The organism is Pseudomonas sp. B15(2017), from assembly GCF_002113215.1.
Taxonomy (GTDB): domain Bacteria; phylum Pseudomonadota; class Gammaproteobacteria; order Pseudomonadales; family Pseudomonadaceae; genus Aquipseudomonas.
In genome coordinates this window covers 15,916-42,165 of sequence record NZ_NEJZ01000028.1, presented here as the reverse complement: position 1 = coordinate 42,165, position 26,250 = coordinate 15,916, and the positions used below count along the sequence as shown (strand labels likewise).

The window sequence follows — 26,250 nt, the reverse complement described above, 5'->3', positions numbered from 1 at the left end:
CTCTTGTTGTCGAGTGATCAGACCTTCTCTTATTGGTGGGGGGCGAGGATCAAACGCTCATCCTCTTTGAAAAAATGCTCATCGCAGTTATTGCCTGTGCCACTGCGATCAACCACCAGGAAGTCATCCCGCTTTTCGATCGTCAGCACCGGGTGGTGCCAGACGCCGCGATGGTAATTGATGCCCTGCCTGCCGTTGGTGACGAAGGCGCGGACCAAGCCTGATACAGGTACATCGCCAAGTGGCGCGACCACGATCAGAAAGGGGTTGCCGAGCAGCGGAATGAAAGCCTGGCTGCCCAGCGGATGGCGTTCCAGCATGCTGACGGTCAGCGGCATGTCCTGCGCGTCGGCGCGGAAGATGCTGATGATCGCGTTGTCCTCTGGCGTCGCGGTTTCGACCGTCGCCAGTTTGTGGAAGCGCATGGTCGAACCGTTATTGATCATGAAGTGATCGCTGCCGTCGGTTTCGATCACGTCACCGAAAGGGGCGAAGGCTTCTTTGGTCAGCGGTTCAATCGTCAGTGTGCGCATGCTGTTCTTCTTATCCGAATTCTGTGTTGTTTGATCTGACGCTTTCGCGAGCAAGCTCGCTCCCACAGGAGTTGCGATCAATGTGGGAGCGAGCTTGCTCGCGAATGGTCGCGCCGCTTACTTCGCTACCTTGCCGAGAACGCGCAGGCGGCTCACGCCACCATCCGGGAACACGTTCAGACGGATGTGGGTGATCGGGCCCAGTGCCTTGATCTGCTCGACGAAGGTGTGTTCGGCGTGCATTTCCAGCTTCTGGCTTGGCAGCAGTTCGCGCCAGAACAACGACTGGGTTTCGATCTGGCTGTCGGTGCCGCCCTTGACGAACGCGCCCTGGATCGAGCAGCTGTCCGGGTAGTTGCCCTTGAAGTGCAGGGTGTCGACGATGATCTTTTCGATCTCGCCCGGGTGGCCCAGCGCGACGATCACCCAGTCATTGCCTGGCGTGCGACGACGGGCGGTTTCCCAGCCATCGCCCATGTTGATGCCACGGCCCGGGTTGAGGATGTTGCTCATGCGGCCGAAGTGTTCGTCGGAGCAGGCGAGGGCGCGGCCACCGTTGAGGGCTGCTGCCAGGTCGACTTGCTCGTTGTCGCCAACTGCCGACCAGTCGCGGAACGGAATGCCGTACACGCGCAGACGGGCCACGCCGCCATCCGGGTAGATGTTGAAGCGCAGGTGGCTGAACGCCTTGTCGTTGCTGATTTCGTGGTAGTGGTGGCTGTTGCCTTGCAGTTCGACGGCCGACAGCACTTCTGTCCACTGGGTGTTTTCGTCCGGCTCGCCCGACGCCAGGAAGCACGCTTCCAGCGAGGCCGATGGCGGGAAGTTGCCGGTGAAGAATGAAGTGTCGATGTCCACGCCTTTGATCGAACCCGGCACGCCCAGGCGGATCACCGCGCTGTCATAGCCTTCGAAGCGCTTGCGGCGGGACTCCCAGCCGTCCATCCACTTGCCGTTGTCATCGAACACGCCCTCCTTCCACACGGCCGGGGTCGGCTGAAACAGACGATTGGCGTCTGCGAACCAGTCATCGGTGACCGAGATGATTTTGGTGCCCAGACGGGCATCGGCCAGGTTGACGAACTTCTCGAAAGGTACGGCGTAAGCTTTCATTCTTCTTGTCTGCCTTTAAATAAGTGGCTGGGGATGCTTGCAAGGCCCTGGGAAACACAAGCGTTCTAGAGGTTTCTCGGGCCAGGCTTGCTAGAGAGTCAGTAATCGGAACAGGGCGATCTTGTTGATCTCCGCCAGCGCGCATTTGAACTCGGTGTCGACCGGGTTATGAATGCGCGTTTCGAACGCCGCGAGGATCTGATGCCGGTTGCTGCCTTTTACCGCCATGATGAAGGGAAACTTGAACTTGGCTTTATAAGCGTCGTTCAGCTCGGTGAAGCGCTGGAACTCTTCGGCCGTGCATTGGTGAATACCGGCGCCAGCCTGTTCATTGGTGCTGGCTTCGGTCAACTCGCCCTGGACGGCAGCTTTGCCGGCCAGGTCCGGGTGAGCGTTGATCAGTGCCAGTTGACTGGCGTGATCGGCGCTCAACAGGATGTCGCTCATGCGCTGGTGCAGGGTTTCGATCTGGTCGATCGACGCGTCCTGGCCCAGGTCGAAGGCCTTCTCGGCCACCCATGACGAATGTTCGTAGATGTCGGCGAAGGCTTTGACGAAGGCGTCGCGGCTCAGGGTCGACGGTTGCAGGGTTTGAAAGGTGCTCATTTGGCAGCCCCTTGGTACGGGTGGGTTTCGTGCCAGTGACGCGCGATGTCGACGCGGCGGCTGAACCACACCTGCTCATGACTTTTAGCGTATTCGATAAAGCGCTTGAGCGAAGCCAGACGCGCCGGACGGCCCACCAGACGGCAGTGCAGACCGATCGACAGCATCTTCGGCGCTTCGGCGCCTTCGGCATAAAGCACGTCGAACGCATCCTTGAGGTATTCGAAGAAATCGTCGCCCTTGTTGAAACCCTGGACCTGGGTAAAGCGCATGTCGTTGGTGTCCAGGGTGTACGGGATCACCAGGTGCGGCTTGCCGGTCGGGTTGTTCGGTTCCCAGTAGGGCAGGTCGTCGTCGTAGGTGTCGCAGTCGTAGAGGAAACCGCCTTCTTCCATCACCAGGCGACGAGTGTTCGGGCCGGTGCGGCCGGTGTACCAGCCCAGCGGGCGCTCGCCGGTGAGTTCGGTGAGGATGCGGATCGCTTCGAGCATGTGCTCGCGTTCCTGCGCCTCGTCCATGTACTGGTAGTCGATCCAGCGATAACCGTGGCTGCAGATCTCGTGACCGGCATCGACCATCGCGCGGATCACGTCCGGGTGACGCTGGGCGGCCATGGCCACGGCAAAGATGGTCAACGGAATGTCGAATTCCTTGAACAGTTTCAGAATCCGCCAGACGCCGGCACGGCTGCCATACTCGTAAAGCGACTCCATGCTCATGTTGCGCACGCCTTGCAGAGGCTGGGCCGCGACCATTTCCGAGAGGAAGGCTTCCGATTCTTTGTCGCCGTGCAGAATGTTGCGCTCGCCGCCTTCTTCGTAATTGAGTACGAACGACAGGGCGATCCGGGCGTTGCCCGGCCAGTGTGGGTGAGGAGGGTTACTGCCGTAACCGATCAGGTCGCGTGGGTAGTCAGCGCTCACTGCAGTCTTCCTTCTTATTCGTTGACAGATTGTGTGGCGCCCTGAAATTTGGATGGCAGGCTGGCGTCACAGCGATGGGCTGATTGTATACAACTTTATTCTCAATTTGTAAGCCTGATTTTTCGCATTTTTCGCCGGCTGTCATCTTTTGCTGTTAATGGCGTGAACCTGCAAGAAACCTGCCTGACCAGTCAGCTAATGGATTGGGGGTTCAATGAATGCAAGGTTGCACGGCAAATCACCGGAAAATCGAAGGATGGCGGGGGTAGCAGGAAAAATGTTGTTTTTATTGTGTACAATTTTTTTGAAAAGTGTCTTAATCAATCGCTCGCCGCAGCTTTTCGTGCTCCGAAACGGTGCGGTCTCCTTTTCAACTGACTTCGGGAGGCGCGAAGTCTGACTGCTCCACGCAGGCAGGCGCGCAGAATCAATGGGACGTTTGACAACACACGTTTTGGACGCTGCACACGGTTGCCCGGGCAGCTCGATCAAGGTCGAGCTGTACTGCGTTGAAGGTTCGCACCTGGAATTGGTCGCCAGTGCGCTTACCAACAGCGATGGCCGGGTTGATGCGCCGCTGCTGCAAGGCGATGACTACCGTACCGGTGTCTATCAGGTTCAGTTCCACGCCGGCGATTATTACCGCGCCCGTGGCGTCCAGTTACCGGAGCCGGCATTCCTGGACGTGGTCGTACTGCGGTTCGGCATCTCTGCCGAACAGGATCACTACCACGTACCGTTGCTGATCTCGCCTTACAGCTATTCCACCTATCGGGGCAGCTGACCCCCAAGCGGCTGCCCCTGCCGGGAAGCGACTGCGCATATAGCTTCTTTGGTCTTTCGCCCGCTCACACTGCGGGCTTTTTTTCGTGCCCCGAAAGACGTCCCGGATTAACGGTCGGGAAGCGCTCCAAACTTCGAATCATCATCCCTGACGATGAAAACGGAATCGGTCTGCGAAGCCAGGATCTGCGATCCTCCCTTGAGCCAGACCAGCCTTTTTTCGGCATGCGCCTGAAGCATTTCCTGATGGGCCGAATAGCCAACCTGAGTGGTCAGGCGCATATCGGCTGCCTCGGGAGCGAACCTCAAGTGTTGGTAAATTTTCTTTCCTCTGATGCGGTACAGGCTGATGAAAAAAACAAAAGGATGATTCTTGCGACGAAACACCAGCGCCGGATAAGCATCTGCCTGGGTCGGGGTAAAAACGTCATAACCCTGCCGGTTCAGGACACCGGCCATGACGCGCTTGAGTTCTGTGCCTGACTGCGTTGTTTTGAAATAGTCCCATTCCTTCTTCGTCAGATCGAAGTCCAGTCGCCGGAGAGGACCTTCCGGGGACGCGGAGGGTAGTTCCAGAATCCGGTTGAATCCCCCCTCGCTGGTGGTTGGCAGTATCGGGAGCATCAGTAACGGATCGGCCAGCTCCGGGCGGGGAGTGCTGTTGCCACTTTTCCAGTCATTGAATGTCTGCCTGAGCCGGGTCAGGCCGACGCTGGTTGCCATGTCCCCTTCATTGGCCAGACCGAATTGATGCCTGGCCACCTTGTTCACTGAGGTTTCGGACAGTTGAGGAAAAAAAGTGGCGATGTATTGCTTCAGTGGATGTTGGAAGGGGAGATTCGGATCTATCTCCCACTGATTGGCGGGCGGAACGCGGATCGCGCCTCTGGGTTGCTGCATCAGGTCTGTGCCAAGGATGCGTTCCATGTAATCGAAATCGTATACCCAGTGGTTCGGATTCTTGATGTAGGCGATCGGGTGATCCGGGTCGCTGCCTCGAGGCATCAGTGGAAACCGGATGCCATCGACTTCAATGCTGCCGAAGGGAGCGTGCTCGAGTGAAACACCCCAGTTTTTCCAGGGATCGGACCACTCATCATCCGTCGTAGTGGCAGAGCGTTTGGGCGCGACAATCTCTTCAGGATCTTCATCCGGGTTGCGCAGGCGTTTGAGCGTTAATGTGGAATCGCTGCTGCCAGCGCTGTTGTCAGTGGGTTTGACGCGCCACAAGAGCGAGCCCTCAACCTGTTCGACGCGTGGCCCGGTGGGTCTGTGGTCGCTGTTCAATCGGGCCCGAAAATGGTTTTCCGAATCGATGCCCAGCAATATCGTCCCCCCTTCCTGGAGGTCGACGAAGTGCCTTTGCGTCCCGAGTTCTCGAATGCCGGAAAGTGCATTTGGCGCCGGTAGTCGGGACAAGTGATTGGGCGGAAGGAAAAAGTGCTCGATCGGTGCATGGGTGATGACAGGGGTGATATGGGTGTCGCCCGGAAGATCGACGATCTCTAAAGCCAATGGTTGGGAGGAGGATGATTGAACTGGCGGGTCGACAGAGACTCTGCCTGCATCGTCGAGGGCGACGTTCAGCGGCAGCCTGTGCAGCGGCGGTAGCCCGACATCGGGACGGGTGAAAGGCGTTTCGGGGGAGGTGGTCGAGGCACCGGGTTTTATCGGGCGTTTGGGGCTCATGGGTATTTCGCTCGCAAGGTTGATTCACGTTGATCTGGCCAGAAGGGCCGGATGTTCGGTGAATCAACGTCGCGAAGTGCGGTACATATATCTATGTGTGAGGCGAAATGTGGTCGGGTGTTGCCCGCCCTCTGTGGCCTCAGTGACTGCTCAACAATGAAGCTGCCCCTGCGCCGCCGAACAAACCGGCACTGATGCGGTTGAACCAGCTCTGGCCCTTGCCGCTGCGCAGGTAGCGTGCTGCACCGTGAGCGCCGAGGCCGTAGGTCAACTTGCACAGCAGATCAAGCACTGTCCAGGTCGCAATCATCACCAGCAGTTGCGGCAGAAACGGCTGCTCGGCATTGAGGAACTGCGGCAGGAAAGCGGCGAAGAACAGGATGTCTTTCGGGTTGCTGGCGCCCAGCATGAATGCACGTCCAAAGAGCGCGCGAAAGCGTGGAACAGGCGCCGCCTGCGGTACTTCTGCGCCAACCGATGGCTGACGCGATTGCTGCCAGCTCTGCCAGGCGAGGTAGAACAGGTACAGCGCACCGACGATCTTCAATGCGCTGAAGAGTTTTTCCGAGGCCAGCAGCAGGGCGCCCAACCCCAGTGCCGAAGCGCTGAGCAGGCAGATCGACGCACTCACACCTCCCAGAAAGGCCGGATAGGAACGGCGCAAACCGTAATTCAGACTGTTGCTGATCATCAGCAACGACAGCGGCCCCGGAATCAGGATCACCACCAGCGCAGCGCCGCTGAACAGCAGCCAGGTTTCCAGACTCATCACTTGCTCCTTTTTATCGTTATCAAGAATGTGCAAAAGCCCCACCCGTTGGGGTGAGGCTGTTTTGAAGCGTGAACCGCGTAGCGCTTACAGGAAGATGAACTTGGCGATGAAGATCGCGCAGAGCACCCACAGGCTGACGGAGATCTCTTTGTATTTACCGGTGCCGGCCTTCAGCGCGACATAGGTAATGAAGCCCAGCGCGATACCGTCGGCAACCGAGAAGGTCAGCGGCATCATGATCGCGGTGACGATCGCCGGAATGCTGTCGGTCGCTTCGTCCCATTCGATGTGCGCCATGCCGCCCATCATCAGCATCGCTACGTAAATCAACGCGCCGGCGGTGGCATAGGCGGGAATCATGCCGGCCAGCGGTGCAAAGAACATCGCGGCTATAAATAGCACACCCACGGTGACTGCGGTAAGACCAGTCCGACCACCAGCCGCTACACCGGCAGCACTTTCCACGTAGCTGGTGACCGGCGGAACGCCGACGACTGCACCGAATACGCTGGAGGCGGAGTCGGCTTTCATCGCGCGGGAAAGGTTTTCGATGCGGCCGTCAGCGTTCACCAGGTTGGCGCGCTGGGCGACGCCCATCAGGGTGCCGGCGGTGTCGAACATGTGTACGAAGAGGAACGCCAGTACCACGCTGATCATGCTGACGTTGAATACGCCGGCGACGTTCATGGCCATGAAGGTCGGCGCCAGGCTTGGCGGGGCGGACATGATGCCCTCGTAGTGCACCAGACCAATCCCCCAGCCGGCGAGGGTGACGGTGATGATGCTGATGAGGATCGCGCCAAACACTTTGTGGTAGCTGAGGATCGCGATCATCAGGAAGCAGATGGCGGCAAGCAGCGGGCCGGGTTCACGCAGTGAGCCGAGTTTGATCAGGGTGGCCGGGCTATCGACCACAATGCCGGCGGTTTTCAGGCCGATCAGCCCGAGGAACAGACCCACGCCGGCGCCCATTGCATAGCGCAGGCTGACCGGAATGCTGTTGAGCAGCCATTCGCGAATCCGCGAAAAGGTCAGGATCATGAACAGCACGCCCGAGACGAACACCGCACCGAGGGCGGTTTCCCAGTTGTAGCCCATGGTGCCGACCACGGTATAGGTGAAAAACGCGTTGAGGCCCATGCCCGGCGCCAGGCCTACCGGCCAGTTGGCGTAGAGGCCCATCAGCAGGCAGCCCAGCGCAGCGGCGATACAGGTGGCGACGAAGGCTGCACCGTGATCGATCCCGGCATCGGCCATGATGTTCGGGTTGACGAAAATGATGTAGGCCATGGTGATGAAGGTTGTCAGACCGGCAATCAGCTCGGTCTTCACCGTGGTGCCATGCAAGCTGAGTTTGAAGATGCGCTCAAGCAGGCCAGTGCGTAACGGCGGCGAGAGTTCCAGCGTCGATGCTTCGGATTTGCGGCTTTCCACAGCGAGTACTCCTCAAGAGTTTTATTGTTATTTCCAGGACCGGACCCATGAGGGGTGGCAGCGGCCCTTTGAGGCATACGCGAATTTGTTGACCATGCGGTCAGGAACTCGCACGCTGTGGATTATGCTTTTGTGTACAAATAAAGCAAATATTGTTTTTGATTTTGTGGACGAAAAGATCGGCGATCGAGCTATATCACTCGTTCGGGCGATTGGTTCCCAGCGCCAGATTCACCGCCAGCCAACCGTTGACCGCCGTTTCGCCGGCTTCGGCAAAGACCCGCTCGAGCAATTTCACCTGCTCGCGGCGCAGCGCCTGTTCGAATTTCGCGCCTTCAACCGTCAGCTCCAGCAGGCGCTTGCGCTTGTCAGTCTCGGACGCCACGCTGTCCACCAGATGCATTTCCTGTAACTGACGCAACGGCATGTTCAGCGCCTGCTTGCTGACGCCGAGCAGCGCGAGCAATTCCTTGACGCTCAGGTTCGGGTAGCGGGCGATGAAAAACACAATGCGTTGGTGCACTCGGGACAAGCCGCGACGCTCAAGCATTTCATCGGCCTTGGCGGTGAATGCCTGGTAACCAAAGAAAAAGGCTTCCATGGCCTGTTGTTGGCTGGCGCAGTTTTTAAGGTCAAGCATATTGACGCTTCCAGTGAGGGTGTCGTAATTTCAGTCAACAAGTTTGACTCATTTTTCCCATGCCTCGCTAGCGGTGACTTCCATGGCTTTTTCCGAACGTGTCTCGCGCCTCAAAAGTTCTCTGATCCGTGAAATCCTTGCCGCGGCCCAGCGCCCGGAAGTCATGTCTTTTGCCGGCGGTTTGCCTGCAGAAGCCATGTTGCCGAAGGTCGAGTGGGCCGACATGCCGCTGTCTCTCGGCCAGTACGGCATGAGCGAAGGAGAGCCTGCACTGCGCGAAGCGCTGGCGGCAGAGGCGAGGGCGCTGGGTTTGCCGTGTGAGGCGAGTCAGGTGCTGGTGGTCAGCGGTTCTCAGCAGACCCTCGACCTGGCGGCCAAGCTGTACATCGACAAAGGCACCGAAATCCTGCTCGAAGCGCCGACGTATCTGGCGGCCTTGCAGATTTTCCAACTGTTCGGCGCCGATTGCCTGACCGTGCCGCTGGAGGCTGACGGTCCGAACCTTGCGCAATTGCGTCAGCGTCTGGAGCAGCATCGTCCGGCGTTCATCTATTTGATTCCGACCTTCCAGAACCCGTCTGCCGTGCGCTACAGCGAAGCCAGGCGCGAAGCCGTTGCGGCATTGCTCGACGAATTCGGCGTTACCCTGATCGAAGACGAACCCTACCGCGAACTGACCTTCGACGGCGGCAGCGCCCAGCCGATTGCCGGACGCCTGAAAAAATCCAGCTGGATCTACACCGGCACCGTGTCGAAAACCCTGTTGCCAGGCTTGCGTGTCGGCTACCTGATCGCCAGCCCGGAGCTGTTCCCGCACCTGCTCAAACTGAAGCAATCGGCAGATCTGCACACCAATCGTATCGGTCAGTGGCAAGCATTGCAGTGGATCGGCAGTGAGAAATATCAGCAGCACTTGAGTGAATTGCGCAGCTTCTACCGTCAGCGCCGCGATGCATTTCAAGCAGCGCTGGAAATCCATTTCGCCGACCTGGCGGACTGGAACACGCCGCAAGGCGGGCTGTTTTTCTGGCTGACACTGAAGCAACCGCTGGACACCCGAACGTTGCTGAATACCGCGCTGGCCAATGATGTAGCGTTCATGCCAGGCGAACCGTTCTTTCCCGAGCCCGATCGCAATCCCGGCCACCTGCGCCTGAACTTCAGCCACATTGATCCGGCTCGTCTGGACGAAGGGCTCAAGCGGCTGGCAGCGGTGGTGCGCCAGGCGCAGGCGGCGCAGGCGGCATGAAAAAGCCGGCCCTCAGGCCGGTTTTTTTTGAGTCAGACTGCGGCGAACCGCTGGTTCAGATATTCGATGATGGTGTTGGACTCGTACATCCAGGTGGTCTGGCCGTTCTCTTCGATGCGCAGGCACGGCACTTTGATCTTGCCGCCCTGTTCCAGCAGGGTCTGACGATCCTGCTCGTTGTTTTTCGCGTCCTTCAGGGCCACCGGAACGTTCAGACGGCGCAGGCTGCGGCGGGTCTTCACGCAGAACGGGCAGGCGTGGAACTGATACAGGGTCAGGTCCTTGGCGGCGGCGTCAACCTGAGCCTGGGCAGCGGCGGGGCGCTGTTTCTTGCCTGGGCGAGTCAGGAAATCAACGAAGATGATCAGTTGGCCGAGGCCGACACGAAGCGCTTTGACGAACACGTTACAAGCCTCACAGGGACATTGAAGAAGGCGCGCAGCTTACCCGATTTTTCACGGACGAAAAAAAAACCGGCGATCAACGCCGGTTCTTTTCTGCAATCAATTACTTGATCAGGCTGAGAAACTCGCTGCGGGTCGCCGCGTTTTCGCGGAACTCACCGAGCATCACCGAGGTGATCATCGACGAATTCTGTTTCTCCACACCGCGCATCATCATGCACATGTGCTTGGCCTCGATCACCACCGCCACGCCCAGCGCGCCGGTGACCTGCTGGACCGCGTCGGCGATCTGGCGGCTGAGGTTTTCCTGGATCTGCAGGCGGCGGGCGTACATGTCGACGATCCGCGCGACCTTCGACAGGCCCAGCACTTTGCCGCTCGGGATGTACGCGACGTGGGCCTTGCCGATGAACGGCAGCAGGTGGTGTTCGCACAACGAGTAGAGCTCGATGTCCTTGACCAGCACCATTTCGCTGTTGTCGGAGCTGAACAGGGCACCGTTGGTGACCTCTTCGAGCGTCTGTTCATAACCGCGGCAGAGGTACTGCATGGCTTTGGCGGCACGCTTTGGCGTGTCGCGCAGGCCCTCGCGGGAGACGTCCTCGCCCAATTGGCCGAGAATCGCGGTGTAATTCTGTTCCAGGGACATGAAACTACCTGTGGGGATTTTCGCAAAGGGCAAGGGTACGGTGGCGGACACGACCCTGCAAGTTCGGTGTAACGGGATTATTCGTCGCGGCCTTCCATCATGGTGCGTTTGAGCATCACATACACGGCGCCGGCACCGCCATGTTTCGCCTGGCACGAGCAGAAACCGAGCACTTGCGCATGCTGGCGCAGCCAGGTGTTGACGTGGCTTTTGATCATCGGCCGCTTGCCGTCCAGACGCACAGCCTTGCCGTGGGTGACGCGCACGCAGCGGATTTCGAATTTGGTCGCTTCGGCCAGAAAGGCCCAAAGGGTTTCGCGGGCCTTTTCCACGCTCATGCCGTGCAGGTCAAGGCTGCCTTCGAACGGGATCTGCCCGATCTTGAGCTTGCGCATCTGGCTTTCCTGTACCCCGTCGCGTGCCCACATCAGCTCGTCTTCCGGGCCGACGTCAATCACGAACTGATCGGACAAGCCGTCAACGGTCGTGGTGTCGGTGCGCACGGTGGCAGACTGGCGCAGTTTGGCGATCCGGTCACGGTCAGCCTTGGGTTTGCCGGTGTCGGCGCGGTCGTGCTTGATCGGCTTGACGCCTTGGATCGCACTTTTGAACAGGGAAAAATCGTCGTCTTGCATGTCAGCCTCCGCGAAGGGCGGCCAGTTTACCCAAACAGACACAAAACGGCCCGGCAAAAAGCCAGGCCGTCGATTCAATCATGTTTTTTCATCAGGTGCGGGGACATGTTCAGCTCCCGCGATTGCCGTGCGCGACGCCGGCACCGACGCCACAGGGCCACACCGAAATACAGGAACAGCAGGCCGACTGCGAGAATGATTGCCGAGCCGAGCGGTGTTGCATTCAGATCGCCGAGCGCCGGCGGGCGCCCCAGCAGGCTGGCGGCCCCGGCCATCGCCAGCAGCACGCCGAACGTGGCCAGAATGGCCGCGATCGCCGCGCCGAATCGAAATCGCCAGTTGCTTTGGCCTTTGGGCCGCAAGCGGCGTGCGTCAAATCCATCGGATAACTTCATTCCGACCTTCCTCAATGGGTATCGGCCCTTCGACCGGGAGTTGACCGGGTTGTTCCTGAGGCTAGGGTAATTGAAGCAAATGCGAGGTCTTTGCAGATGAGCGGCGGGCTGAGCCGCTCATTTTCGGTCGATCAGATCAGATCCTGGGTCAGCGCTAGGGTGGCGAAGTTGTCGGCCATGATTGCCATTTCCGCTTCCTGTACCTGTTCGGCGCTGAGCACGCGGCCCTTGAACGGCAGATCGCGGGTGGCGCAGGCGTCTTCGACGAGGGTGCAACGGAAACCCAGGTTTTTCGCCGCGCGCACGGTGGTGCTGACGCTGGAGTGGCTCATGAAACCGCAGACGATCAGGTCCAGCGAGCCGATGGTTTGCAGACGATCGTAGAGTTCGGTGCCGTGAAAGGCGCTCGGCAGCAACTTGCCGATGATGGTTTCATCGCCCTGGGGTTCCAGACCGGGGATGAACTCGCCGCGCTCGCCCTGCGGGTCGAACAGACCGCCGACAGTGCCGAGGTGACGCACGTGCACGATTGGCCGGCCGGCTGCACGGGCGGCGGCAACCAGTTGTTTGATGTTCGCAACCGCCGCGTCCATGCCGCTCAGGGCCAGCGGGCCGCTGAGGTACTCTTTCTGGGCATCGATGATGACCACGGTGGCATGGCTCAACGTGGCCGCTGCGTAACCGCGACCGCTGAGTTGAAACATCGTTTTTGGAACGGACATTCTGGGGCTCCTTCGGGTGGGGCTTTTGCGACATTGTCCTCTGGCTGAGCGGTTCTGTGAATCGCTACCATCGTAGGCACCGTCGTTGCTGGCCTGCAGCCTTGTCAAGTTACACGATCTGTTCAATAGCCGAGTGGAAAATCGGAAGCGTCCTACCGTCGCCCCGGAATCCTTCCTGCGTCGTCGTGGAGCGTTTTGGCTGCTAGAATCGCCAGTCGTTTTTTCTGGAGTTCTGCCCCGTGATCACTTCCCGACTTCGTACCCTGCGCGACCACATCCGTTGGGCCGTCAGCCGCTTCCATGGGGAGGATCTGTTTTTCGGCCATGGCACCGACAATGCCTGGGACGAAGCCCGACAGCTAGTGCTCGGTGCCTTGCACCTGCCATGGGAGATCGCCGACAGCTATCTCGATTGCGCGCTGGAAGACGATGAGCTGGTCAACCTTCAGCGCCTGCTCAAGCGCCGCATCGAAGAACGCATTCCGACCGCTTACCTGCTGGGCGAAGCCTGGTTCTGCGGCATGTCGTTCATCGTCGATGAACGCGTGCTGATCCCGCGTTCGCCGATTGGCGAGCTGATCGAAAACCGTTTTGCCCCATGGATCGGTGACGAACCCGCGCGCATTCTCGATCTGTGCACCGGCTCCGGTTGCATCGGTATCGCGTGCGCATACGAGTTCCAGAACGCCGAAGTGGTGCTGGCGGATCTGTCATTCGAAGCGCTGGAAGTGGCGAACCAGAACATCGAACGTCATGGCGTCGATGAGCGTGTGTTCACCGTGCAGGGCGATGGTTTCGATGGGCTGCCGGGTCAACGTTTCGACCTGATCGTGTCGAACCCGCCCTACGTCGATGCGGAAGATTTCGCCGACATGCCGGACGAATACCAGCACGAGCCGGAACTGGGCCTGGCCTGCGGCGACGATGGTTTGAACCTGGTGCGTCGGATGCTCGCCGAAGCGGCGGATCATCTGACCGAGAAGGGTTTGCTGATTGTCGAGGTGGGCAACAGCCAGGTACACGTCGAAGCGCTGTACCCGGAAGTCGATTTCGCCTGGCTGGAGTTCGAGCGCGGCGGGCATGGCGTGTTCATGCTGACTGCCGAACAGTGCCGCGAACATCAGGCGCTGTTCGCTTCCCGCGTCTGACCTGAAACGATCGTTCCCACCCCGGTGGGAACGATCATTGGCTTAGTGGTGCGTTGCAATCCAGATCAGCAGCCCGGCCTGAAACACCGCAAACGCCACCAGGCAGGTAATGGTGAAGCGCAATCCGGCGTCTTCGCGCTTGAACTTGCTGACCTTGTCTTCCTGCTTCTTCAGCTTCACTTCCTGCTCGGCCAGATTCTGCTCGGCCTGCTGCAACATCTGTGCAGCTTCAAGAATTTCGACGATCTGCAGCTTTTCGCTGTTCCAGTCGCCCAGCAGGTCACCGACCTGGACTTCCTTGACGCTACCCTTCAAATGCTGGGCGTCGGCGTAAACCACGTCGAAGCCATGCACCCGCAGAAAGTGGTCGCGGCGCAGGCGGGTGTCTTCGTTCAGCGCGTCCTTGTTGTTCAAGTCCATGCCGTCGACGGTGTAGGTGGGCCAGCGCTTTTTCGCCCAATTGATGCCCTGGGCGGCCATGAAACGGCCGATGCCACGGTTCATCGGTTCGATCTGCAAACCGCTGTCCGGGCCGAAATGCACGCGTTTGGTCGCGTGGTCGACCCACACGTCCAGATGATTCTGTTCCTTGCGAACGCGCTGAGCGGGCAACTTGATCGCCATGCGCATCAGGCTGTGTTCTTTGCTGTTGCGTTCCGCGTAACCGAACTCAACGAAGCGCAGCGGCCGTCCGCCGGTGTTGCGGTCGGTCTGTAACGGCGCCAGGCGGAGCATCTTGTGGTGCTCGACGTGGACGTCCGCCCATGGCAGCTCGACCGCTGGCGGTGCGTCTTTTTCAGCGGTGGTGTCGGGTGAAGTCTGGGTATCAGTCATAACGGCGAGATCCTGTCCAAGCTGCTTGCCGCCAGCCGGTACGCTGGCGACAAAGGCTTATCGGCCGTTTTTCAAAGTCCTAGAGGGTCTGGGGGCGTTCTCAGCTAGTTTTTACGCGTGAAAACTAGCTGAGAACGCCCCCTAGCGCTTAACGGGTGCGAAGTCCGTCAATAAATTCAAGGACGCGGGTCCCCAGCTCCGCCGCCAGGGGCAAATTCGGGTCCTTGTAGGAAGCCAGTTGCCGCTTCACGTCGTTGGGCACGATGCGCAACACGTGGTTCATGCCTTCGATCAGCGCCAGTTGCGCGTCCGGTTTGGCGGCCTTGAGCAATTTCGCATCATCGACCTGAACTTGAATGTCGTTGCTGCCTTGCACGATCAGCGCCGGCATTTTCAGCCGGGCGAAGGCCGCTGCCGGATCCTGACGGAACAGCGAAATGAGGTACGGCTGCACGCTCGGACGGAAAATCACCTGCAACGGCGCCGGCACATTGTCGTCGGTGCGCCCGGCCTTGAGGCTATCGAGCAGTTCATTGCTGCGCAGCATCAGCGCAGGAGGGAGGCTGCGGGCCAGTTGCCGGCGCAGCACCTGATCGATCGGTCGAGCCGTGCCGGAGAGCGAAATGACCGCCGCTGCGTCGACCTTTGGAGCAGCAAGGCTGGCAATCAGCGCGCCTTCGCTGTGGCCGAGCAGGATCAACGGGCCGAAGCGCGGATCGGCTTTCAGCTTCTGTCCCCAGGCCACGGCGTCCGCCACATAGGCTTCCACCGACAGGTTTCGCTCATCCGGGGTCGCCGCCAGGCTGGCAGCCACGCCGCGCTTGTCGAAACGCACACTGGCGACGTTGTGTCTGGCCAGCACCCAGGCCAATCGCTTGAGGCTGTCATTGCGCCCGCCATCGGGGTTGTTTCCGTCACGATCCGTAGGACCCGAGCCAGAAAGGATCAGGACAACCGGCACGGGGTTGTCGGATTTCGGCAGCAACAGCGAGCCGAAAAGTTCGCCGTTGTCGGTAGTCAACGTGACCGGACGTTGCAGGACAGTCGCCTGGACGAAGCCGGTAAACAGGGAAAGACTCAAGATCAAAACTCGCAGCATCATCACGCCATCATTTGCCAAGGTGCCGGTTGGACTCACCCACACCGCTAAGGTTCGAGGATGAACTACTCGGTTAGCCTGCGTATACTGGCGCGCATCACGAATTTGGGTTCGATTTCACGGAGCGTCCTGCATGTCCGGCAATACCTACGGCAAGCTGTTCACTGTCACCACCGCGGGCGAAAGCCATGGTCCGGCGTTGGTCGCCATTGTCGACGGCTGCCCGCCGGGCCTGGAGATTTCCCTTGAAGACCTGCAACGCGACCTCGACCGTCGCAAGCCGGGCACCAGCCGCCACACCACCCAGCGCCAGGAAGCCGACGAAGTCGAAATCCTTTCTGGCGTGTTTGAAGGTCGCACCACCGGCTGTTCCATCGGCCTGCTGATCCGCAACACCGACCAGAAATCCAAGGACTACTCGGCGATCAAGGACCTGTTCCGCCCGGCCCACGCCGACTACACCTACCACCACAAATACGGCGAGCGCGATTATCGCGGCGGCGGTCGCAGCTCCGCGCGGGAAACCGCCATGCGCGTCGCCGCTGGCGCCATCGCCAAGAAGTACCTGGCCAGCCAGGGCATCGTCATTCGCGGCTACATGAGCCAGCTGGGCCCGATCGAAATCCCGTTCAAGACCTGGGAATCGGTCGAGCAGAATGCATTCTTCAGCCCGGATCCGGACAAAGTGCCGGAGCTGGAAGCCTACATGGACCAGTTGCGCCGCGATCAGGACTCCGTCGGGGCGAAGATCACCGTGGTTGCCGAAGGCGTGATGCCGGGCCTGGGCGAGCCGATCTTCGACCGCCTCGACGCCGAACTGGCCCACGCGCTGATGAGCATCAACGCGGTCAAAGGCGTGGAAATCGGCGCCGGTTTCGCCTGCGTCGCCCAACGCGGCACTGAGCACCGTGACGAACTGACCCCGCAAGGTTTCCTCAGCAACAACGCCGGCGGCATCCTCGGCGGGATCTCTTCGGGTCAGCCGATCATAGCGCACCTGGCCTTGAAGCCGACCTCGAGCATCACCACTCCGGGCCGTTCGATTGACATCGATGGAAACCCGGTCGAAGTGATTACCAAAGGCCGCCACGATCCGTGCGTCGGCATCCGCGCCACGCCGATTGCCGAGGCGATGATGGCCATCGTGTTGATGGATCACCTGTTGCGTCACCGTGGCCAGAACGCCGACGTGCGTGTGAGCACTCCGGTGCTGGGTCAGCTTTGATGGGTGATCTCAAAGCCGCCGCGGTCTGACCGTGGCGGCGCTCCCGTACTGGCGGCTGTCCAGTTTCTATCTGTTCTATTTCGCCTTGCTTGGCTCGACGGCGCCGTTTCTGGCGCTGTACTTCGATCACCTCGGATTCAGCGCCGCGCGCATCGGCGAGCTGGTGGCGATCCCGATGCTGATGCGCTGCGTGGCGCCGAACATCTGGGGCTGGCTTGGCGATTACACCGGCAGACGCCTGGCGATCGTGCGCTTTGGCGCAGTGTGTACGCTGCTGACCTTCTCGCTGATCTTCGTCAGCAAGACCTACGCCTGGCTGGCGATGGTCATGGCCTTGCACGCTTTCTTCTGGCACGCGGTGCTGCCGCAGTTCGAAGTCATTACCTTGGCGCATTTACAGGGCCAGACCGCCCGCTACAGTCAGATTCGCCTGTGGGGCTCGATCGGTTTCATCATCACCGTGGTCGCCCTCGGGCGCCTGTTCGAATGGCTCAGCCTCGACATTTACCCGGCGGCGCTGGTGTTGATCATGGCCGGCATCGTGCTCAGCAGTTTGTGGGTGCCGAACGCTCAGCCGCCTCAGGGTAACCGGCCGACGGGCGAAGGCTTTCTCAAACAGTTGCGCAATCCCGGCGTGTTGGCGTTCTACGGTTGCGTGGCGCTGATGCAGATGAGTCACGGGCCGTATTACACGTTTCTGACCTTGCACCTCGAACGACTGGGTTACAGCCGTGGCGTGATCGGCATGCTCTGGGCGGTCGGCGTGGTGGCGGAAGTGCTGATGTTCATGGCCATGAGCCGGATCCTCGCGCGTTTTTCCCTGCGGCGGGTGCTGATGGCGAGTTTTCTGCTGGCGGCGCTGCGCTGGTTGCTGCTAGGTTCGTTCGCCGAATTCCTGTGGATCCTGTTGTTTGCCCAAGTGCTGCACGCGGCGACGTTCGGCAGCTTTCATGCGGCTGCCATCGCGTTCGTGCAACGTAGCTTCGGCGCGCGCCAGCAAGGGCAGGGCCAGGCGTTGTACGCAGCGCTGGCCGGCACGGGCGGTGCGCTCGGCGCGTTGTATTCCGGCTACAGCTGGAATGCCCTCGGCGCGACATTGACCTTTAGTATTGCCAGTCTCGCAGCGCTCGCCGCTGCCGTTATCATTGCCATTCGAATGCAAGAGGACAGGCCATGAGCCTTACCCGTGAACAGCTCGCCCAGCAAATTGTCGACGCCGGGCGTTTTCTTTATGGTCGCGGCTGGTCGCCGGCCACCAGCAGCAATTACTCGACGCGCCTGTCACCGAGCGAAGCGCTGCTGACCGTGTCCGGCAAGCACAAGGGCCAGTTGGGTCTGGACGATGTGCTCGCTACCGACCTGTCCGGCAACAGCCTGGAACCGGGCAAAAAACCGTCCGCCGAAACCCTGCTACACACCCAGCTCTATAGCTGGCGTCCGCAAATCGGCGCCGTGTTGCACACCCATTCGGTGAACGCCACGGTGCTGTCGCGCCTGACGCCGGAAGACTTTATCGAGTTCGAAGACTACGAACTGCAAAAGGCCTTCAGCGGCATCTCCACCCACGAATCCCGGGTGCGCGTGCCGATCTTCGACAACGATCAGGACATTGCGCGCCTTGCCGCCAAGGTGCAGCTTTGGCTCGACGCCCATCCCGATTGCGTCGGTTATCTGATTCGCGGCCACGGTCTCTACACCTGGGGCGCGCAGATGAGCGACGCGTTGCGCCAGATCGAGGCCTTTGAATTCCTGTTTGAATGCGAGTTGAAGACCCGCAGCGTCATGAACCGCCAAGGCTGACTTCACCAGAACCAGCCCATTTGCCTGATGAATGCAGTGCCCGACCGGTCTGAAAGAACCGGACGGCAAGGCCGATACCGAGGAGTGCCCCATGAGCAGCCTGTCCGTCTATCACGTTTCCAGCCCCGAAATTCCGAACAAGGTGCTGACCCATTTCGAAGACATCGCCTCGACCCTGGCCGAGCAGGGCGTACGCTTCGACCGCTGGCAGGCCGCCGCGAAAATCCAGCCCGGCGCCAGCCAGGAAGAGGTGATCGGGGCCTATAAAGAGCAGATCGACAAACTGATGACCGAGCGCGGCTACATCACGGTCGATGTGATCAGCCTCAACAGCGACCATCCGCAAAAAGCCGAATTGCGCGCCAAGTTCCTCGAAGAACATCGCCATGGCGAAGACGAAGTGCGCTTCTTCGTCGCCGGTCGTGGCCTGTTTACCCTGCACATCGACGATTACGTCTACGCCGTGCTGTGCGAAAAGAACGACCTGATTTCGGTACCGGCCGGCACCAGGCACTGGTTCGACATGGGCGAGAACCCGCACTTTGTTGCGATCCGCCTGTTCAACAACCCTGAAGGCTGGGTCGCCAACTTCACCGGCGAAGACATTGCCGGCCGCTTCCCGCGTCTGGAGGACTGAACCGATGTCGATCAAGGTCATTCTCACTGACATCGAAGGCACCACCAGCGCGGTGAGTTTTGTGTTCGACGTGCTGTTCCCGTACGCAGCGAAACATCTGCCGGACTTCGTTCGCCAGAATGCCCAGCGCGCTGACGTCGCCGAGCAACTGGACGCGGTGCGCCGCGACAGCAACGAACCGCACGCCGACGTTGAGCGGGTCGTGGAAATTCTGCTGGCGTGGATCGCCGAAGACCGCAAAGCCACGCCGCTGAAAGCGTTGCAGGGCATGGTCTGGGAACAGGGTTATCAGGCCGGGCAGTTGAAGGGGCATGTTTACCCGGACGCCGTCGAAGCGCTCCAGCGCTGGCATCAGGCCGGATATCAACTGTTTGTTTATTCGTCCGGTTCGATCCAGGCGCAGAAGCTGATTTTCGGCTGCTCGCAAGCCGGGGATCTGACGCCGCTGTTCAGCGGCTACTTCGACACCACGTCAGGCCCGAAGCGCGAAGCGCAGTCATACAGCAATATCCAGCAGGCCATCGGAGTGGAGCCGAAAGAAATTCTGTTCCTGTCCGACATCGTCCAGGAGCTCGACGCCGCCAGGGCCGCCGGTCTGCAAACTTGCGGGCTGGCCCGTGAGGGCGGGGAGCTGGAAGGGCATGTGACCGTCGACAGCTTTACCGGGATCGAACCGGAAGCCTTCTGAGTTCACACAATCGACGCGTAAAAAAACAGGCCGTGAAGCGAAAGCTTCACGGCCTGTTTTTTTACGGTGTTCGAATTACATCGAGTGATAGGTCGGCAGGGCAAAACGCTGCTGACTTTGCAGCATGCCGATTTGCGGCAGCTCGCTGGCTTGTTCCGCGAGATCACGGCGGATCGCGCTGATCGCCCACGACAATTGGTCGGCGGCGTGCAATTGCTGATAGGAGAGCACGCGTTTGAACACTTTGCCGTCGGCACTCTTCAGGGTCAGCAAAATCCCGCCATCAGGACGTGGCGCAGTGGTGACGGCGAAGTTGGAGAACAGGGAAGTAAATTTTTCTTGGATCAGGTTCATGTCTTTCGCTCCGTATGCACTTGAATGGCAAGCATGCGTAGGGAGTTGCAGCGATTGTGCCAGTATTTTCGTTTTTAAAAATCCTTATAAATCAACAACATATAAAATTCATTGATTTCTCCTGTCGTGCAATCTGCATGAATGGCCATCGTGCATCCTGCATTTTGCGGGATCGTTGTCGATCTGATGGAACCATTCCGGACTGCCGCAATCGCGCTTCGTCTTGTAGCGCTGGCGGATACAAAACATTGCAAAAACCGCGTGTACAGCCCGCGAATCCCTGACGTATTTTCGGCCTCGACCCTCGCTCGAGAAGCGCCGGTTGCCTCACCCGATTGCCCGACAATAAAAATCCGGCCTGCACGTCAAGGTCGAACGGGAGCTGCCATGCGCCACGCGCCGAGCGACACGATTACCTGGGGCATGATGCTCCGCAAACTGCCGACGATTGCCAGAGCCATCCCACGGGTGGTGAAAGGCATGAAGGTGGCCAACGTCAAGGATCCGACCCAAACCTGTGGCCTGGGCTGGACATTCGAGCAAGCGACCCTGCGCAACCCTGATGGCCCTGCGCTGCTCTCGGGCGAGGTGGTGCTGAGTTATTCACAGGTCAACCAGTGGGCCAACCGCATCGCCCACTATCTGATCGGGCAGGGCATAGGCAAGGGCGATGTGGTGGCGGTGTTCATCGAGAACCGCCCGGAACTGCTGGTGACGATTCTGGCGCTGGCCAAGGTCGGCGCCGTCAGCGCGCTGCTCAATACCTCGCAGACCCGCGATACGCTGATTCACAGCATCAACCTGGTGACGCCGGCGGCGATCGTCGTCGGTGAGGAACTGCTGCCGGCATTTGCGGCGGTACGCGAGCAAGTGTCGATCCCTGCAATGCGCATCTGGTTCGTCGCCGATCAGGATACCTTCAGCCATCCGGGCATCGCGCCCGAGGGCTATATCAACCTGATCAGCGCCAGTGCCGACGCCTCGGGCGACAACCCGGCCAGCAGCCGGCAGATTTTTTTCGACGACCCCTGTTTCTATATCTACACCTCCGGCACCACCGGTTTGCCGAAAGCCGGCGTGTTCAAGCACGGGCGCTGGATGCGCAGTTCGGCGAGCTTCGGCATGATCGCCCTCGACATGCGCCCGGACGACATCGTCTACTGCACCCTGCCGCTGTACCACGCCACCGGGCTTTGCGTGTGCTGGGGCTCGGCGGTCAACGGCGCGTCCGGCTTCGCCATTCGCCGCAAGTTCAGCGCCCGGCAATTCTGGAGCGATGTGCGCCGCTACCGCGCCACCACCATCGGTTACGTCGGCGAGTTGTGCCGGTATCTGGTGGATCAGCCGCTCAGCGCCGACGACAGCCGTCACGACGTGCGCAAGATGATTGGCAATGGTCTGCGGCCCGGCGCGTGGGCCGAGTTCAAGACCCGTTTCGGGGTGCAACACATTTGCGAGCTGTACGCCGCCAGCGACGGCAATATCGGCTTCACCAACATCCTCAACTTCGACAACACCATCGGTTTCTCGCTGATGGCCTGGGAGCTGGTCGCCTACGATCAGGAAAGCGGCGAGCCGATTCGTGGCGCTGACGGGTTCATGCGCAAGGTCGGCCGGGGCGAGCGGGGCCTGCTGCTGGCGCGAATCGACGACAAGGCGCCGCTGGACGGTTACACCGATCCGCAGAAAACCGCCAAGGTCGTGCTGCAGGACGTATTCACCAAGGGCGATCGCTTTTTTAACACTGGCGATCTGCTGCGCAACATCGGTTTCGGTCATGCGCAGTTTGTCGACCGTCTCGGCGACACCTACCGCTGGAAGGGCGAGAACGTCTCGACCACCGAGGTTGAAAATCTGCTGCTCCAGCACCCGCACATTTCCGAAGCCGTGGCCTATGGCGTGGAAATCCCCAACACCAATGGCCGCGCCGGGATGGCGGCGATCACCCCGGCCGAGTCGCTGGCAACCCTGGATTTCGCCGAATTGCTGGCCTTCGCCCGCCAACGGATGCCGGCCTACGCGGTGCCGCTGTTCTTGCGGGTCAAGGTGAAAATGGAAACCACCGGCACCTTCAAATACCAGAAGACGCGCTTGAAAAACGAAGGCTTCGATCCCGGTCTGACGGGGGATGACCCGATCTATGCCTGGCTGCCGGGGACCGAAACCTACGTGCAGTTGACGGATGAAATTCTCGCGGATATCCGGGCAGGCAAGTACCGCTATTGATATTGGCTATCGGAGGTCTTGGAAAAAAGGGGATGACAGCTATCGCCGCGCTCGGGAAACTATCGGCTTTCCGATTGACCGAAAGTGGAGTTGCCCAATGTCCGACCAAAGCCGCCAGATGACCCCCGAAGAAGCTGCCGAATTCACCGAACAGGTATTCAACAAGGCGCGCGAGGGCGATGCGGTGATGCTGGATCGCCTGATCACGGCGGGCCTACCGGTGAACCTGACCAACAGCAAGGGCGACACCCTGCTGATGCTCGCCAGTTACTACGGTCACGTGGACGCGGTGCAAGTGCTGCTCAAGCACAAGGCCGACCCGGAACAACGCAACGGCAACGGCCAGAGCCCGATTGCCGGCGCGGCGTTCAAGGGGGATCTGGCGGTGGTCAAGGCATTGGTCGCCGGTGGGGCGCAGATCGAAGGCGCTTCCTTTGACGGACGCACGGCGCTGATGATGGCGGCGATGTTCAACCGCGTTGAAATCGTCGACTACTTGATCGACCAGGGCGCCGACCCGAAAGCCAAGGATGCCAACGGCATCACCGCGCTGGACGCTGCCCGCACCATGGGCGCTGTGGACACCACCGCGCAGCTGGAAAAACTGCTGGGCTGAAGCCGCTGGCCGGAACCCGCTCTGTGGCGAAGGCGAGAATGCGCTATCCTTCGCGCCCTCAAAATTCCCTTCGCCACAGGATCCGCCCCCATGAAAGCCGCACTCGCCGAACTCATCAGCAAAATCAGCTCCGGCTGCATGGGCGAAGACGAGATCCTGAAGGTCGCTGACGAAGCGGCACAGGCCTACGCCGATGCCGACGCCTTTCTGACCGCCAACCCGGACATCAACTACGACGACACTTTCCCGATTCCGCTGGGCGAGTGGGTCGTGGTCGGCAGTCTGCCGGAGACCGTGCTGTTCCAGGCCGACACCTACGTTGACCTGTTCGCGCAGATCATTGCCTCGTTCGGGCCAGGCGTCGAGTTCAACCTCAAGCCCAAGCAACTGGCCAAGACCGAAGCGCTGACCGCGCTCAACCGCATCCAGGTGCAGATGAGCAGCCTGAACAAGGAAAACGGCGGTTACACGCTGATGAACTTCAGCCAGTTGCTCGACGACGAGCTGCAAGTGGTGCTGGTCTACGGCAACGACGTGCCACGGGTAATGGAACTGTGCGCCGAAGTCGGCATTGCTGCCGCGCCGTCGCTGGAGGCCCTGAAGGTCGCCGTTCACGTCTGAACGCAATAAAAGGGAACCCTGTGCGCGGCCGTCTATCCTAAAAGTGCATGCCACTATTCTGGAGCGACACTATGGGTTCCACGTTCAACGGCCTGGTCGGCCTGATCATTCTTGCGCTCGACATCTGGGCGATCATCAATGTGCTGAAAAGCGGCGCCGAGACCGGGATGAAAATCCTTTGGGTGCTGCTGATCATCCTTCTGCCGGTACTGGGCCTGATCATTTGGGCGATTGCCGGGCCGCGGGGCAACGTGCGGATCTAGTTTCACAACTGAACAGGTTCTTTCCTGTGGGAGCGAGCTTGCTCGCGAAGGCGATTTTTCATTCAGCAAATGTGTTGAGTCGGATGGCCTCTTCGCGAGCAAGCTCGCTCCCACATTTGCCTTTCTGCGGCTTCAAAATGTCGTCTGTCAGCGGAAGGTTCGACCTGTCATCTTCGGCAACGTAGAATGCGCGCCTTTCCCGGGCGATCGAACCTGACGATTGGCGCCCGCGCATTCATCGGAGCACTTCACCATGACCGTCACCAAGACCAGCGAATACCTGGAAACCCTGTACGAAGGCTACGGCCAGCGTTTTCGCATGGAAAAACTGCTGCACGAAGTGCGCACCGAACATCAGCACCTGGTGATCTTCCAGAACCCGCGCATGGGCCGGGTGATGGCGCTGGACGGCGTGATCCAGACCACCGAAGCCGATGAATTCATCTATCACGAAATGCTCACCCACGTGCCGATCCTTGCTCACGGCACCGCCAAACGCGTGCTGATCATCGGCGGCGGCGACGGCGGCATGCTGCGCGAAGTGACCAAACACGCGAGCGTCGAGCACATCACCATGGTCGAGATCGACGGCACCGTGGTCGACATGTGCAAGGAGTTCCTGCCGAACCACTCCAGGGGCGCCTACGACGATCCGCGCCTGAATCTGGTGATCGACGACGGCATGCGCTTCGTCGCCACCACCACCGAAAAATTCGACGTGATCATTTCCGACTCGACCGACCCGATCGGCCCGGGCGAAGTGCTGTTCTCGGAAAACTTCTACCAGGCCTGCCACCGCTGCCTGAACGAGGGCGGCATCCTCGTGACCCAGAACGGCACGCCGTTCATGCAGATCGAAGAAGTGAAAACCACCGCCGGCCGCCTGCGCAGCCTGTTCCCGGACTGGCACTTCTATCAGGCGGCCGTGCCGACCTACATCGGCGGTTCGATGACGTTTGCCTGGGGTTCGACCAACCCGGCCTACCGCAAGCTGAGCCGCGAAATCCTGCAACAGCGCTTCATCGGCAGCGGCATCGTCACCCGCTACTACAACCCGGAAATTCACATCGGCGCCTTCGCCTTGCCGCAATACGTGCTGCAAGCGGTGAACAAGCCAAGCAACGACTGATCCTTCGCGGGTAAGAAAAAGCCGAGGCCTGTGTGCGAAAACACACCGGCCTCGGCTTTTTTTTAATGTTCAAGGCTGCAATCCCCGGGAACGATCAATCCTGACAAAAGTCGAGATAGATGTAAGCCCACTTGCGGGTTTGATCGAGGAGGCTCCGATGTCAAAGTGGAAAGTCACTTTCGTGGACGATCATGGTGAAACGATCGACGAAGTCTTCGAGTGCGAGGAATGCCCCAGTCATGAACGGGCAGCCCGCCTCATCAAGGAACGATTGCTGCCGGTCGCCGCCGAGCTTGACCTGAACGACCTGGAAGGGCGCACCGCCGATGCCGGCGTAAAAAGCCTGAAAACCCAGCACAGCATCGAAATCCGCAGCATCACCCCAATCTGAATCTTCTTTTACATTACTTGCCAGGCCTTGGCAGCGGCTCTCTCTTGGGGCTACTCTGCAAGCGAGATCAGCGAACGGATCGCTAAGGTCTGGTCTTGTCAGCTACATGCTTGTTTCCCGGCGGCAACGCGGTTGCCGTAATGCCTGGGCTGTTCGGCCAGGTGCAGGGAATACGGAAAGTCTATCCATCTATGCGAGGGGGACGTTTCATGAGCACAGCCTATCAAGAAGACATCAGCAGCAGCGTGCTGCGCCGCATGAAAGAAGGCGGTTTCGATTTTTCCCGATTCCATCCCATCGAGTTCTACGCCATTTTCCCGGACGAGGAGCGGGCGCGCAGGGCGGCAGGCAAGTTTCGCGGTGAATCCATCAATGCCCAGGTCAGTGCGCGCGACGACGGCGCCTGGTCGCTGGAATTGAGCAAAGTGATGTACGCAACCTACGACGATATTGGCGATTTCGAGCAGGGCTTTTCGGCGGTGGTCGAGCCTTTGGGCGGCATCATCGAAGGCTGGGGCGTGAAACAGGAGATCCGCAGCCGGCACCGTTTGAACTGATTACTCTCGCAACATGTCGAACTGCGGCTGACCTTCGGGTCGGCCGTTGTCGTTTCTGCACCTTGAACATTTCACGGCAAAACCCTGAAACAAGAAACCGGCGCAAAAAAAAGCC

Annotated in this window: 31 protein-coding genes; 15 read left to right on the top strand and 16 right to left on the bottom strand. The window is 59.8% G+C overall.

Annotated elements, in window-relative coordinates; genetic code table 11:
* Positions 1 to 29: 29 nt before the first annotated feature.
* The 4 genes from CAF73_RS28865 to puuE all read right to left on the bottom strand — a co-directional run bounded on the left by CAF73_RS28865 (position 30) and on the right by puuE (position 3,175).
* Positions 30 to 533, bottom strand: a complete 504-nt coding sequence (locus CAF73_RS28865; protein WP_027613342.1) for an ureidoglycolate lyase — start codon at positions 531 to 533, stop codon at positions 30 to 32.
* Positions 534 to 650: 117 nt separating this feature from the next.
* Complete coding sequence (gene alc / locus CAF73_RS28860; protein ID WP_085701128.1) at positions 651 to 1,646, bottom strand: allantoicase; 996 nt, start codon at positions 1,644 to 1,646, stop codon at positions 651 to 653.
* A gap of 90 nt (positions 1,647 to 1,736) precedes the next feature.
* The gene (gene uraD / locus CAF73_RS28855) at positions 1,737 to 2,252 is read right to left on the bottom strand and encodes a 2-oxo-4-hydroxy-4-carboxy-5-ureidoimidazoline decarboxylase (RefSeq protein WP_085705318.1); all 516 of its coding nucleotides are present in this window, start codon (positions 2,250 to 2,252) and stop codon (positions 1,737 to 1,739) included.
* Positions 2,249 to 3,175: an allantoinase PuuE gene (gene puuE / locus CAF73_RS28850; protein ID WP_085701129.1), complete on the bottom strand. Its 927-nt coding sequence runs from the start codon at positions 3,173 to 3,175 to the stop codon at positions 2,249 to 2,251. The genes uraD and puuE overlap by 4 nt, the downstream gene beginning before the upstream one ends.
* 430 nt (positions 3,176 to 3,605) lie before the next feature.
* On the opposite strand from puuE, the gene uraH reads away from it, so the two are divergent.
* Positions 3,606 to 3,959 (top strand): hydroxyisourate hydrolase, encoded by a 354-nt coding sequence (gene uraH / locus CAF73_RS28845; protein WP_085705315.1) that lies wholly within the window; start codon positions 3,606 to 3,608, stop codon positions 3,957 to 3,959.
* A 107-nt stretch (positions 3,960 to 4,066) separates the two neighbouring features.
* Here the strand turns inward: uraH and CAF73_RS28840 are convergent, their stop codons facing one another.
* The 4 genes from CAF73_RS28840 to CAF73_RS28825 form a co-directional block, all read right to left on the bottom strand.
* Positions 4,067 to 5,647 (bottom strand): hypothetical protein, encoded by a 1,581-nt coding sequence (locus tag CAF73_RS28840; RefSeq protein WP_085705313.1) that lies wholly within the window; start codon positions 5,645 to 5,647, stop codon positions 4,067 to 4,069.
* A gap of 139 nt (positions 5,648 to 5,786) precedes the next feature.
* Positions 5,787 to 6,416 (bottom strand): LysE family translocator, encoded by a 630-nt coding sequence (locus tag CAF73_RS28835; RefSeq protein ID WP_085701131.1) that lies wholly within the window; start codon positions 6,414 to 6,416, stop codon positions 5,787 to 5,789.
* An 87-nt stretch (positions 6,417 to 6,503) separates the two neighbouring features.
* Complete coding sequence (locus tag CAF73_RS28830; RefSeq protein ID WP_039769903.1) at positions 6,504 to 7,853, bottom strand: NCS2 family permease; 1,350 nt, start codon at positions 7,851 to 7,853, stop codon at positions 6,504 to 6,506.
* Between the two features lie 196 nt (positions 7,854 to 8,049).
* A complete protein-coding gene (locus CAF73_RS28825) occupies positions 8,050 to 8,493 on the bottom strand; it encodes a MarR family winged helix-turn-helix transcriptional regulator (protein ID WP_011333199.1) in 444 nt (147 codons plus the stop codon).
* Between the two features lie 82 nt (positions 8,494 to 8,575).
* On the opposite strand from CAF73_RS28825, the gene CAF73_RS28820 reads away from it, so the two are divergent.
* Positions 8,576 to 9,742 carry a PLP-dependent aminotransferase family protein gene (locus tag CAF73_RS28820; RefSeq protein WP_085701132.1) on the top strand — a complete coding sequence of 389 codons (1,167 nt, stop codon included), beginning with the start codon at positions 8,576 to 8,578 and terminating at the stop codon, positions 9,740 to 9,742.
* Positions 9,743 to 9,774: 32 nt separating this feature from the next.
* On the opposite strand, the gene CAF73_RS28815 is transcribed toward CAF73_RS28820, so the two are convergent.
* The 5 genes from CAF73_RS28815 to CAF73_RS28795 all read right to left on the bottom strand — a co-directional run bounded on the left by CAF73_RS28815 (position 9,775) and on the right by CAF73_RS28795 (position 12,547).
* Entirely contained in the window at positions 9,775 to 10,146 is a 372-nt protein-coding gene (locus tag CAF73_RS28815) for a glutathione S-transferase N-terminal domain-containing protein (RefSeq protein ID WP_039769909.1), read from the bottom strand.
* A 103-nt stretch (positions 10,147 to 10,249) separates the two neighbouring features.
* Entirely contained in the window at positions 10,250 to 10,795 is a 546-nt protein-coding gene (gene folE / locus CAF73_RS28810) for a GTP cyclohydrolase I FolE (RefSeq protein ID WP_085705311.1), read from the bottom strand.
* Positions 10,796 to 10,872: 77 nt separating this feature from the next.
* Positions 10,873 to 11,430: a Smr/MutS family protein gene (locus CAF73_RS28805; protein WP_039769915.1), complete on the bottom strand. Its 558-nt coding sequence runs from the start codon at positions 11,428 to 11,430 to the stop codon at positions 10,873 to 10,875.
* Positions 11,431 to 11,504: 74 nt separating this feature from the next.
* Entirely contained in the window at positions 11,505 to 11,825 is a 321-nt protein-coding gene (locus CAF73_RS28800; protein ID WP_007960009.1) for a hypothetical protein, read from the bottom strand.
* Between the two features lie 131 nt (positions 11,826 to 11,956).
* Positions 11,957 to 12,547: a cysteine hydrolase family protein gene (locus CAF73_RS28795; protein WP_011333204.1), complete on the bottom strand. Its 591-nt coding sequence runs from the start codon at positions 12,545 to 12,547 to the stop codon at positions 11,957 to 11,959.
* A 239-nt stretch (positions 12,548 to 12,786) separates the two neighbouring features.
* On the opposite strand from CAF73_RS28795, the gene prmB reads away from it, so the two are divergent.
* Positions 12,787 to 13,695 (top strand): 50S ribosomal protein L3 N(5)-glutamine methyltransferase, encoded by a 909-nt coding sequence (prmB, locus tag CAF73_RS28790; protein ID WP_085701178.1) that lies wholly within the window; start codon positions 12,787 to 12,789, stop codon positions 13,693 to 13,695.
* Positions 13,696 to 13,737: 42 nt separating this feature from the next.
* Here prmB and CAF73_RS28785 read toward each other — a convergent pair whose 3' ends face one another.
* The gene (locus CAF73_RS28785; protein ID WP_085705309.1) at positions 13,738 to 14,529 is read right to left on the bottom strand and encodes a hypothetical protein; all 792 of its coding nucleotides are present in this window, start codon (positions 14,527 to 14,529) and stop codon (positions 13,738 to 13,740) included.
* A 148-nt stretch (positions 14,530 to 14,677) separates the two neighbouring features.
* Entirely contained in the window at positions 14,678 to 15,631 is a 954-nt protein-coding gene (locus CAF73_RS28780; RefSeq protein WP_085701180.1) for an alpha/beta hydrolase, read from the bottom strand.
* Between the two features lie 130 nt (positions 15,632 to 15,761).
* Between CAF73_RS28780 and aroC the strand changes: the two genes are divergently transcribed.
* The 5 genes from aroC (at position 15,762) to mtnC (ending at position 19,978) form a co-directional block, all read left to right on the top strand.
* Positions 15,762 to 16,853 (top strand): chorismate synthase, encoded by a 1,092-nt coding sequence (gene aroC / locus CAF73_RS28775; RefSeq protein WP_085701181.1) that lies wholly within the window; start codon positions 15,762 to 15,764, stop codon positions 16,851 to 16,853.
* A 31-nt stretch (positions 16,854 to 16,884) separates the two neighbouring features.
* Complete coding sequence (locus tag CAF73_RS28770; protein ID WP_085705307.1) at positions 16,885 to 18,030, top strand: MFS transporter; 1,146 nt, start codon at positions 16,885 to 16,887, stop codon at positions 18,028 to 18,030.
* Positions 18,027 to 18,653 (top strand): methylthioribulose 1-phosphate dehydratase, encoded by a 627-nt coding sequence (locus tag CAF73_RS28765; protein ID WP_085705305.1) that lies wholly within the window; start codon positions 18,027 to 18,029, stop codon positions 18,651 to 18,653. Before CAF73_RS28770 ends, CAF73_RS28765 begins: the two co-directional genes overlap by 4 nt.
* A gap of 91 nt (positions 18,654 to 18,744) precedes the next feature.
* A complete protein-coding gene (locus tag CAF73_RS28760; RefSeq protein WP_085705349.1) occupies positions 18,745 to 19,290 on the top strand; it encodes an acireductone dioxygenase in 546 nt (181 codons plus the stop codon).
* A gap of 4 nt (positions 19,291 to 19,294) precedes the next feature.
* A complete protein-coding gene (mtnC, locus tag CAF73_RS28755) occupies positions 19,295 to 19,978 on the top strand; it encodes an acireductone synthase (RefSeq protein WP_085701184.1) in 684 nt (227 codons plus the stop codon).
* A gap of 75 nt (positions 19,979 to 20,053) precedes the next feature.
* Here the strand turns inward: mtnC and CAF73_RS28750 are convergent, their stop codons facing one another.
* The gene (locus CAF73_RS28750) at positions 20,054 to 20,332 is read right to left on the bottom strand and encodes a DUF3509 domain-containing protein (protein ID WP_085701185.1); all 279 of its coding nucleotides are present in this window, start codon (positions 20,330 to 20,332) and stop codon (positions 20,054 to 20,056) included.
* A gap of 387 nt (positions 20,333 to 20,719) precedes the next feature.
* On the opposite strand from CAF73_RS28750, the gene CAF73_RS28745 reads away from it, so the two are divergent.
* The 7 genes from CAF73_RS28745 to CAF73_RS28715 all read left to right on the top strand — a co-directional run bounded on the left by CAF73_RS28745 (position 20,720) and on the right by CAF73_RS28715 (position 26,135).
* The gene (locus tag CAF73_RS28745; RefSeq protein ID WP_085705303.1) at positions 20,720 to 22,558 is read left to right on the top strand and encodes a long-chain-acyl-CoA synthetase; all 1,839 of its coding nucleotides are present in this window, start codon (positions 20,720 to 20,722) and stop codon (positions 22,556 to 22,558) included.
* Between the two features lie 97 nt (positions 22,559 to 22,655).
* Positions 22,656 to 23,174 carry an ankyrin repeat domain-containing protein gene (locus CAF73_RS28740; protein ID WP_085705301.1) on the top strand — a complete coding sequence of 173 codons (519 nt, stop codon included), beginning with the start codon at positions 22,656 to 22,658 and terminating at the stop codon, positions 23,172 to 23,174.
* Between the two features lie 90 nt (positions 23,175 to 23,264).
* Positions 23,265 to 23,795 (top strand): hypothetical protein, encoded by a 531-nt coding sequence (locus tag CAF73_RS28735; RefSeq protein ID WP_085701188.1) that lies wholly within the window; start codon positions 23,265 to 23,267, stop codon positions 23,793 to 23,795.
* A gap of 71 nt (positions 23,796 to 23,866) precedes the next feature.
* Positions 23,867 to 24,058 carry a PLDc N-terminal domain-containing protein gene (locus CAF73_RS28730; protein WP_007959984.1) on the top strand — a complete coding sequence of 64 codons (192 nt, stop codon included), beginning with the start codon at positions 23,867 to 23,869 and terminating at the stop codon, positions 24,056 to 24,058.
* A gap of 253 nt (positions 24,059 to 24,311) precedes the next feature.
* Positions 24,312 to 25,187, top strand: a complete 876-nt coding sequence (speE, locus tag CAF73_RS28725) for a polyamine aminopropyltransferase (protein ID WP_085701189.1) — start codon at positions 24,312 to 24,314, stop codon at positions 25,185 to 25,187.
* Between the two features lie 157 nt (positions 25,188 to 25,344).
* Entirely contained in the window at positions 25,345 to 25,578 is a 234-nt protein-coding gene (locus tag CAF73_RS28720; RefSeq protein WP_085690506.1) for a hypothetical protein, read from the top strand.
* Positions 25,579 to 25,787: 209 nt separating this feature from the next.
* On the top strand, positions 25,788 to 26,135 hold the full coding sequence (locus tag CAF73_RS28715; protein ID WP_085701190.1) for a ribonuclease E inhibitor RraB: 348 nt from the start codon (positions 25,788 to 25,790) through the stop codon (positions 26,133 to 26,135).
* The last annotated feature ends 115 nt before the right edge of the window (positions 26,136 to 26,250 follow it).

What these genes read in the sequence shown, in the direction of transcription:
- CAF73_RS28865 (WP_027613342.1), bottom strand. Translation starts at nt 533, where the DNA reads ATGCGCACACTGACGATTGAACCGCTGACCAAAGAAGCCTTCGCCCCT.
- alc (WP_085701128.1), bottom strand. Translation starts at nt 1,646, where the DNA reads ATGAAAGCTTACGCCGTACCTTTCGAGAAGTTCGTCAACCTGGCCGAT.
- uraD (WP_085705318.1), bottom strand. Translation starts at nt 2,252, where the DNA reads ATGAGCACCTTTCAAACCCTGCAACCGTCGACCCTGAGCCGCGACGCC.
- uraH (WP_085705315.1), top strand. Translation starts at nt 3,606, where the DNA reads ATGGGACGTTTGACAACACACGTTTTGGACGCTGCACACGGTTGCCCG.
- CAF73_RS28840 (WP_085705313.1), bottom strand. Translation starts at nt 5,647, where the DNA reads ATGAGCCCCAAACGCCCGATAAAACCCGGTGCCTCGACCACCTCCCCC.
- CAF73_RS28835 (WP_085701131.1), bottom strand. Translation starts at nt 6,416, where the DNA reads ATGAGTCTGGAAACCTGGCTGCTGTTCAGCGGCGCTGCGCTGGTGGTG.
- CAF73_RS28825 (WP_011333199.1), bottom strand. Translation starts at nt 8,493, where the DNA reads ATGCTTGACCTTAAAAACTGCGCCAGCCAACAACAGGCCATGGAAGCC.
- CAF73_RS28820 (WP_085701132.1), top strand. Translation starts at nt 8,576, where the DNA reads ATGGCTTTTTCCGAACGTGTCTCGCGCCTCAAAAGTTCTCTGATCCGT.
- folE (WP_085705311.1), bottom strand. Translation starts at nt 10,795, where the DNA reads ATGTCCCTGGAACAGAATTACACCGCGATTCTCGGCCAATTGGGCGAG.
- CAF73_RS28805 (WP_039769915.1), bottom strand. Translation starts at nt 11,430, where the DNA reads ATGCAAGACGACGATTTTTCCCTGTTCAAAAGTGCGATCCAAGGCGTC.
- CAF73_RS28800 (WP_007960009.1), bottom strand. Translation starts at nt 11,825, where the DNA reads ATGAAGTTATCCGATGGATTTGACGCACGCCGCTTGCGGCCCAAAGGC.
- CAF73_RS28795 (WP_011333204.1), bottom strand. Translation starts at nt 12,547, where the DNA reads ATGTCCGTTCCAAAAACGATGTTTCAACTCAGCGGTCGCGGTTACGCA.
- CAF73_RS28785 (WP_085705309.1), bottom strand. Translation starts at nt 14,529, where the DNA reads ATGACTGATACCCAGACTTCACCCGACACCACCGCTGAAAAAGACGCA.
- CAF73_RS28780 (WP_085701180.1), bottom strand. Translation starts at nt 15,631, where the DNA reads ATGATGCTGCGAGTTTTGATCTTGAGTCTTTCCCTGTTTACCGGCTTC.
- aroC (WP_085701181.1), top strand. Translation starts at nt 15,762, where the DNA reads ATGTCCGGCAATACCTACGGCAAGCTGTTCACTGTCACCACCGCGGGC.
- CAF73_RS28765 (WP_085705305.1), top strand. Translation starts at nt 18,027, where the DNA reads ATGAGCCTTACCCGTGAACAGCTCGCCCAGCAAATTGTCGACGCCGGG.
- CAF73_RS28760 (WP_085705349.1), top strand. Translation starts at nt 18,745, where the DNA reads ATGAGCAGCCTGTCCGTCTATCACGTTTCCAGCCCCGAAATTCCGAAC.
- mtnC (WP_085701184.1), top strand. Translation starts at nt 19,295, where the DNA reads ATGTCGATCAAGGTCATTCTCACTGACATCGAAGGCACCACCAGCGCG.
- CAF73_RS28750 (WP_085701185.1), bottom strand. Translation starts at nt 20,332, where the DNA reads ATGAACCTGATCCAAGAAAAATTTACTTCCCTGTTCTCCAACTTCGCC.
- CAF73_RS28745 (WP_085705303.1), top strand. Translation starts at nt 20,720, where the DNA reads ATGCGCCACGCGCCGAGCGACACGATTACCTGGGGCATGATGCTCCGC.
- CAF73_RS28740 (WP_085705301.1), top strand. Translation starts at nt 22,656, where the DNA reads ATGTCCGACCAAAGCCGCCAGATGACCCCCGAAGAAGCTGCCGAATTC.
- CAF73_RS28735 (WP_085701188.1), top strand. Translation starts at nt 23,265, where the DNA reads ATGAAAGCCGCACTCGCCGAACTCATCAGCAAAATCAGCTCCGGCTGC.
- CAF73_RS28730 (WP_007959984.1), top strand. Translation starts at nt 23,867, where the DNA reads ATGGGTTCCACGTTCAACGGCCTGGTCGGCCTGATCATTCTTGCGCTC.
- speE (WP_085701189.1), top strand. Translation starts at nt 24,312, where the DNA reads ATGACCGTCACCAAGACCAGCGAATACCTGGAAACCCTGTACGAAGGC.
- CAF73_RS28720 (WP_085690506.1), top strand. Translation starts at nt 25,345, where the DNA reads ATGTCAAAGTGGAAAGTCACTTTCGTGGACGATCATGGTGAAACGATC.
- CAF73_RS28715 (WP_085701190.1), top strand. Translation starts at nt 25,788, where the DNA reads ATGAGCACAGCCTATCAAGAAGACATCAGCAGCAGCGTGCTGCGCCGC.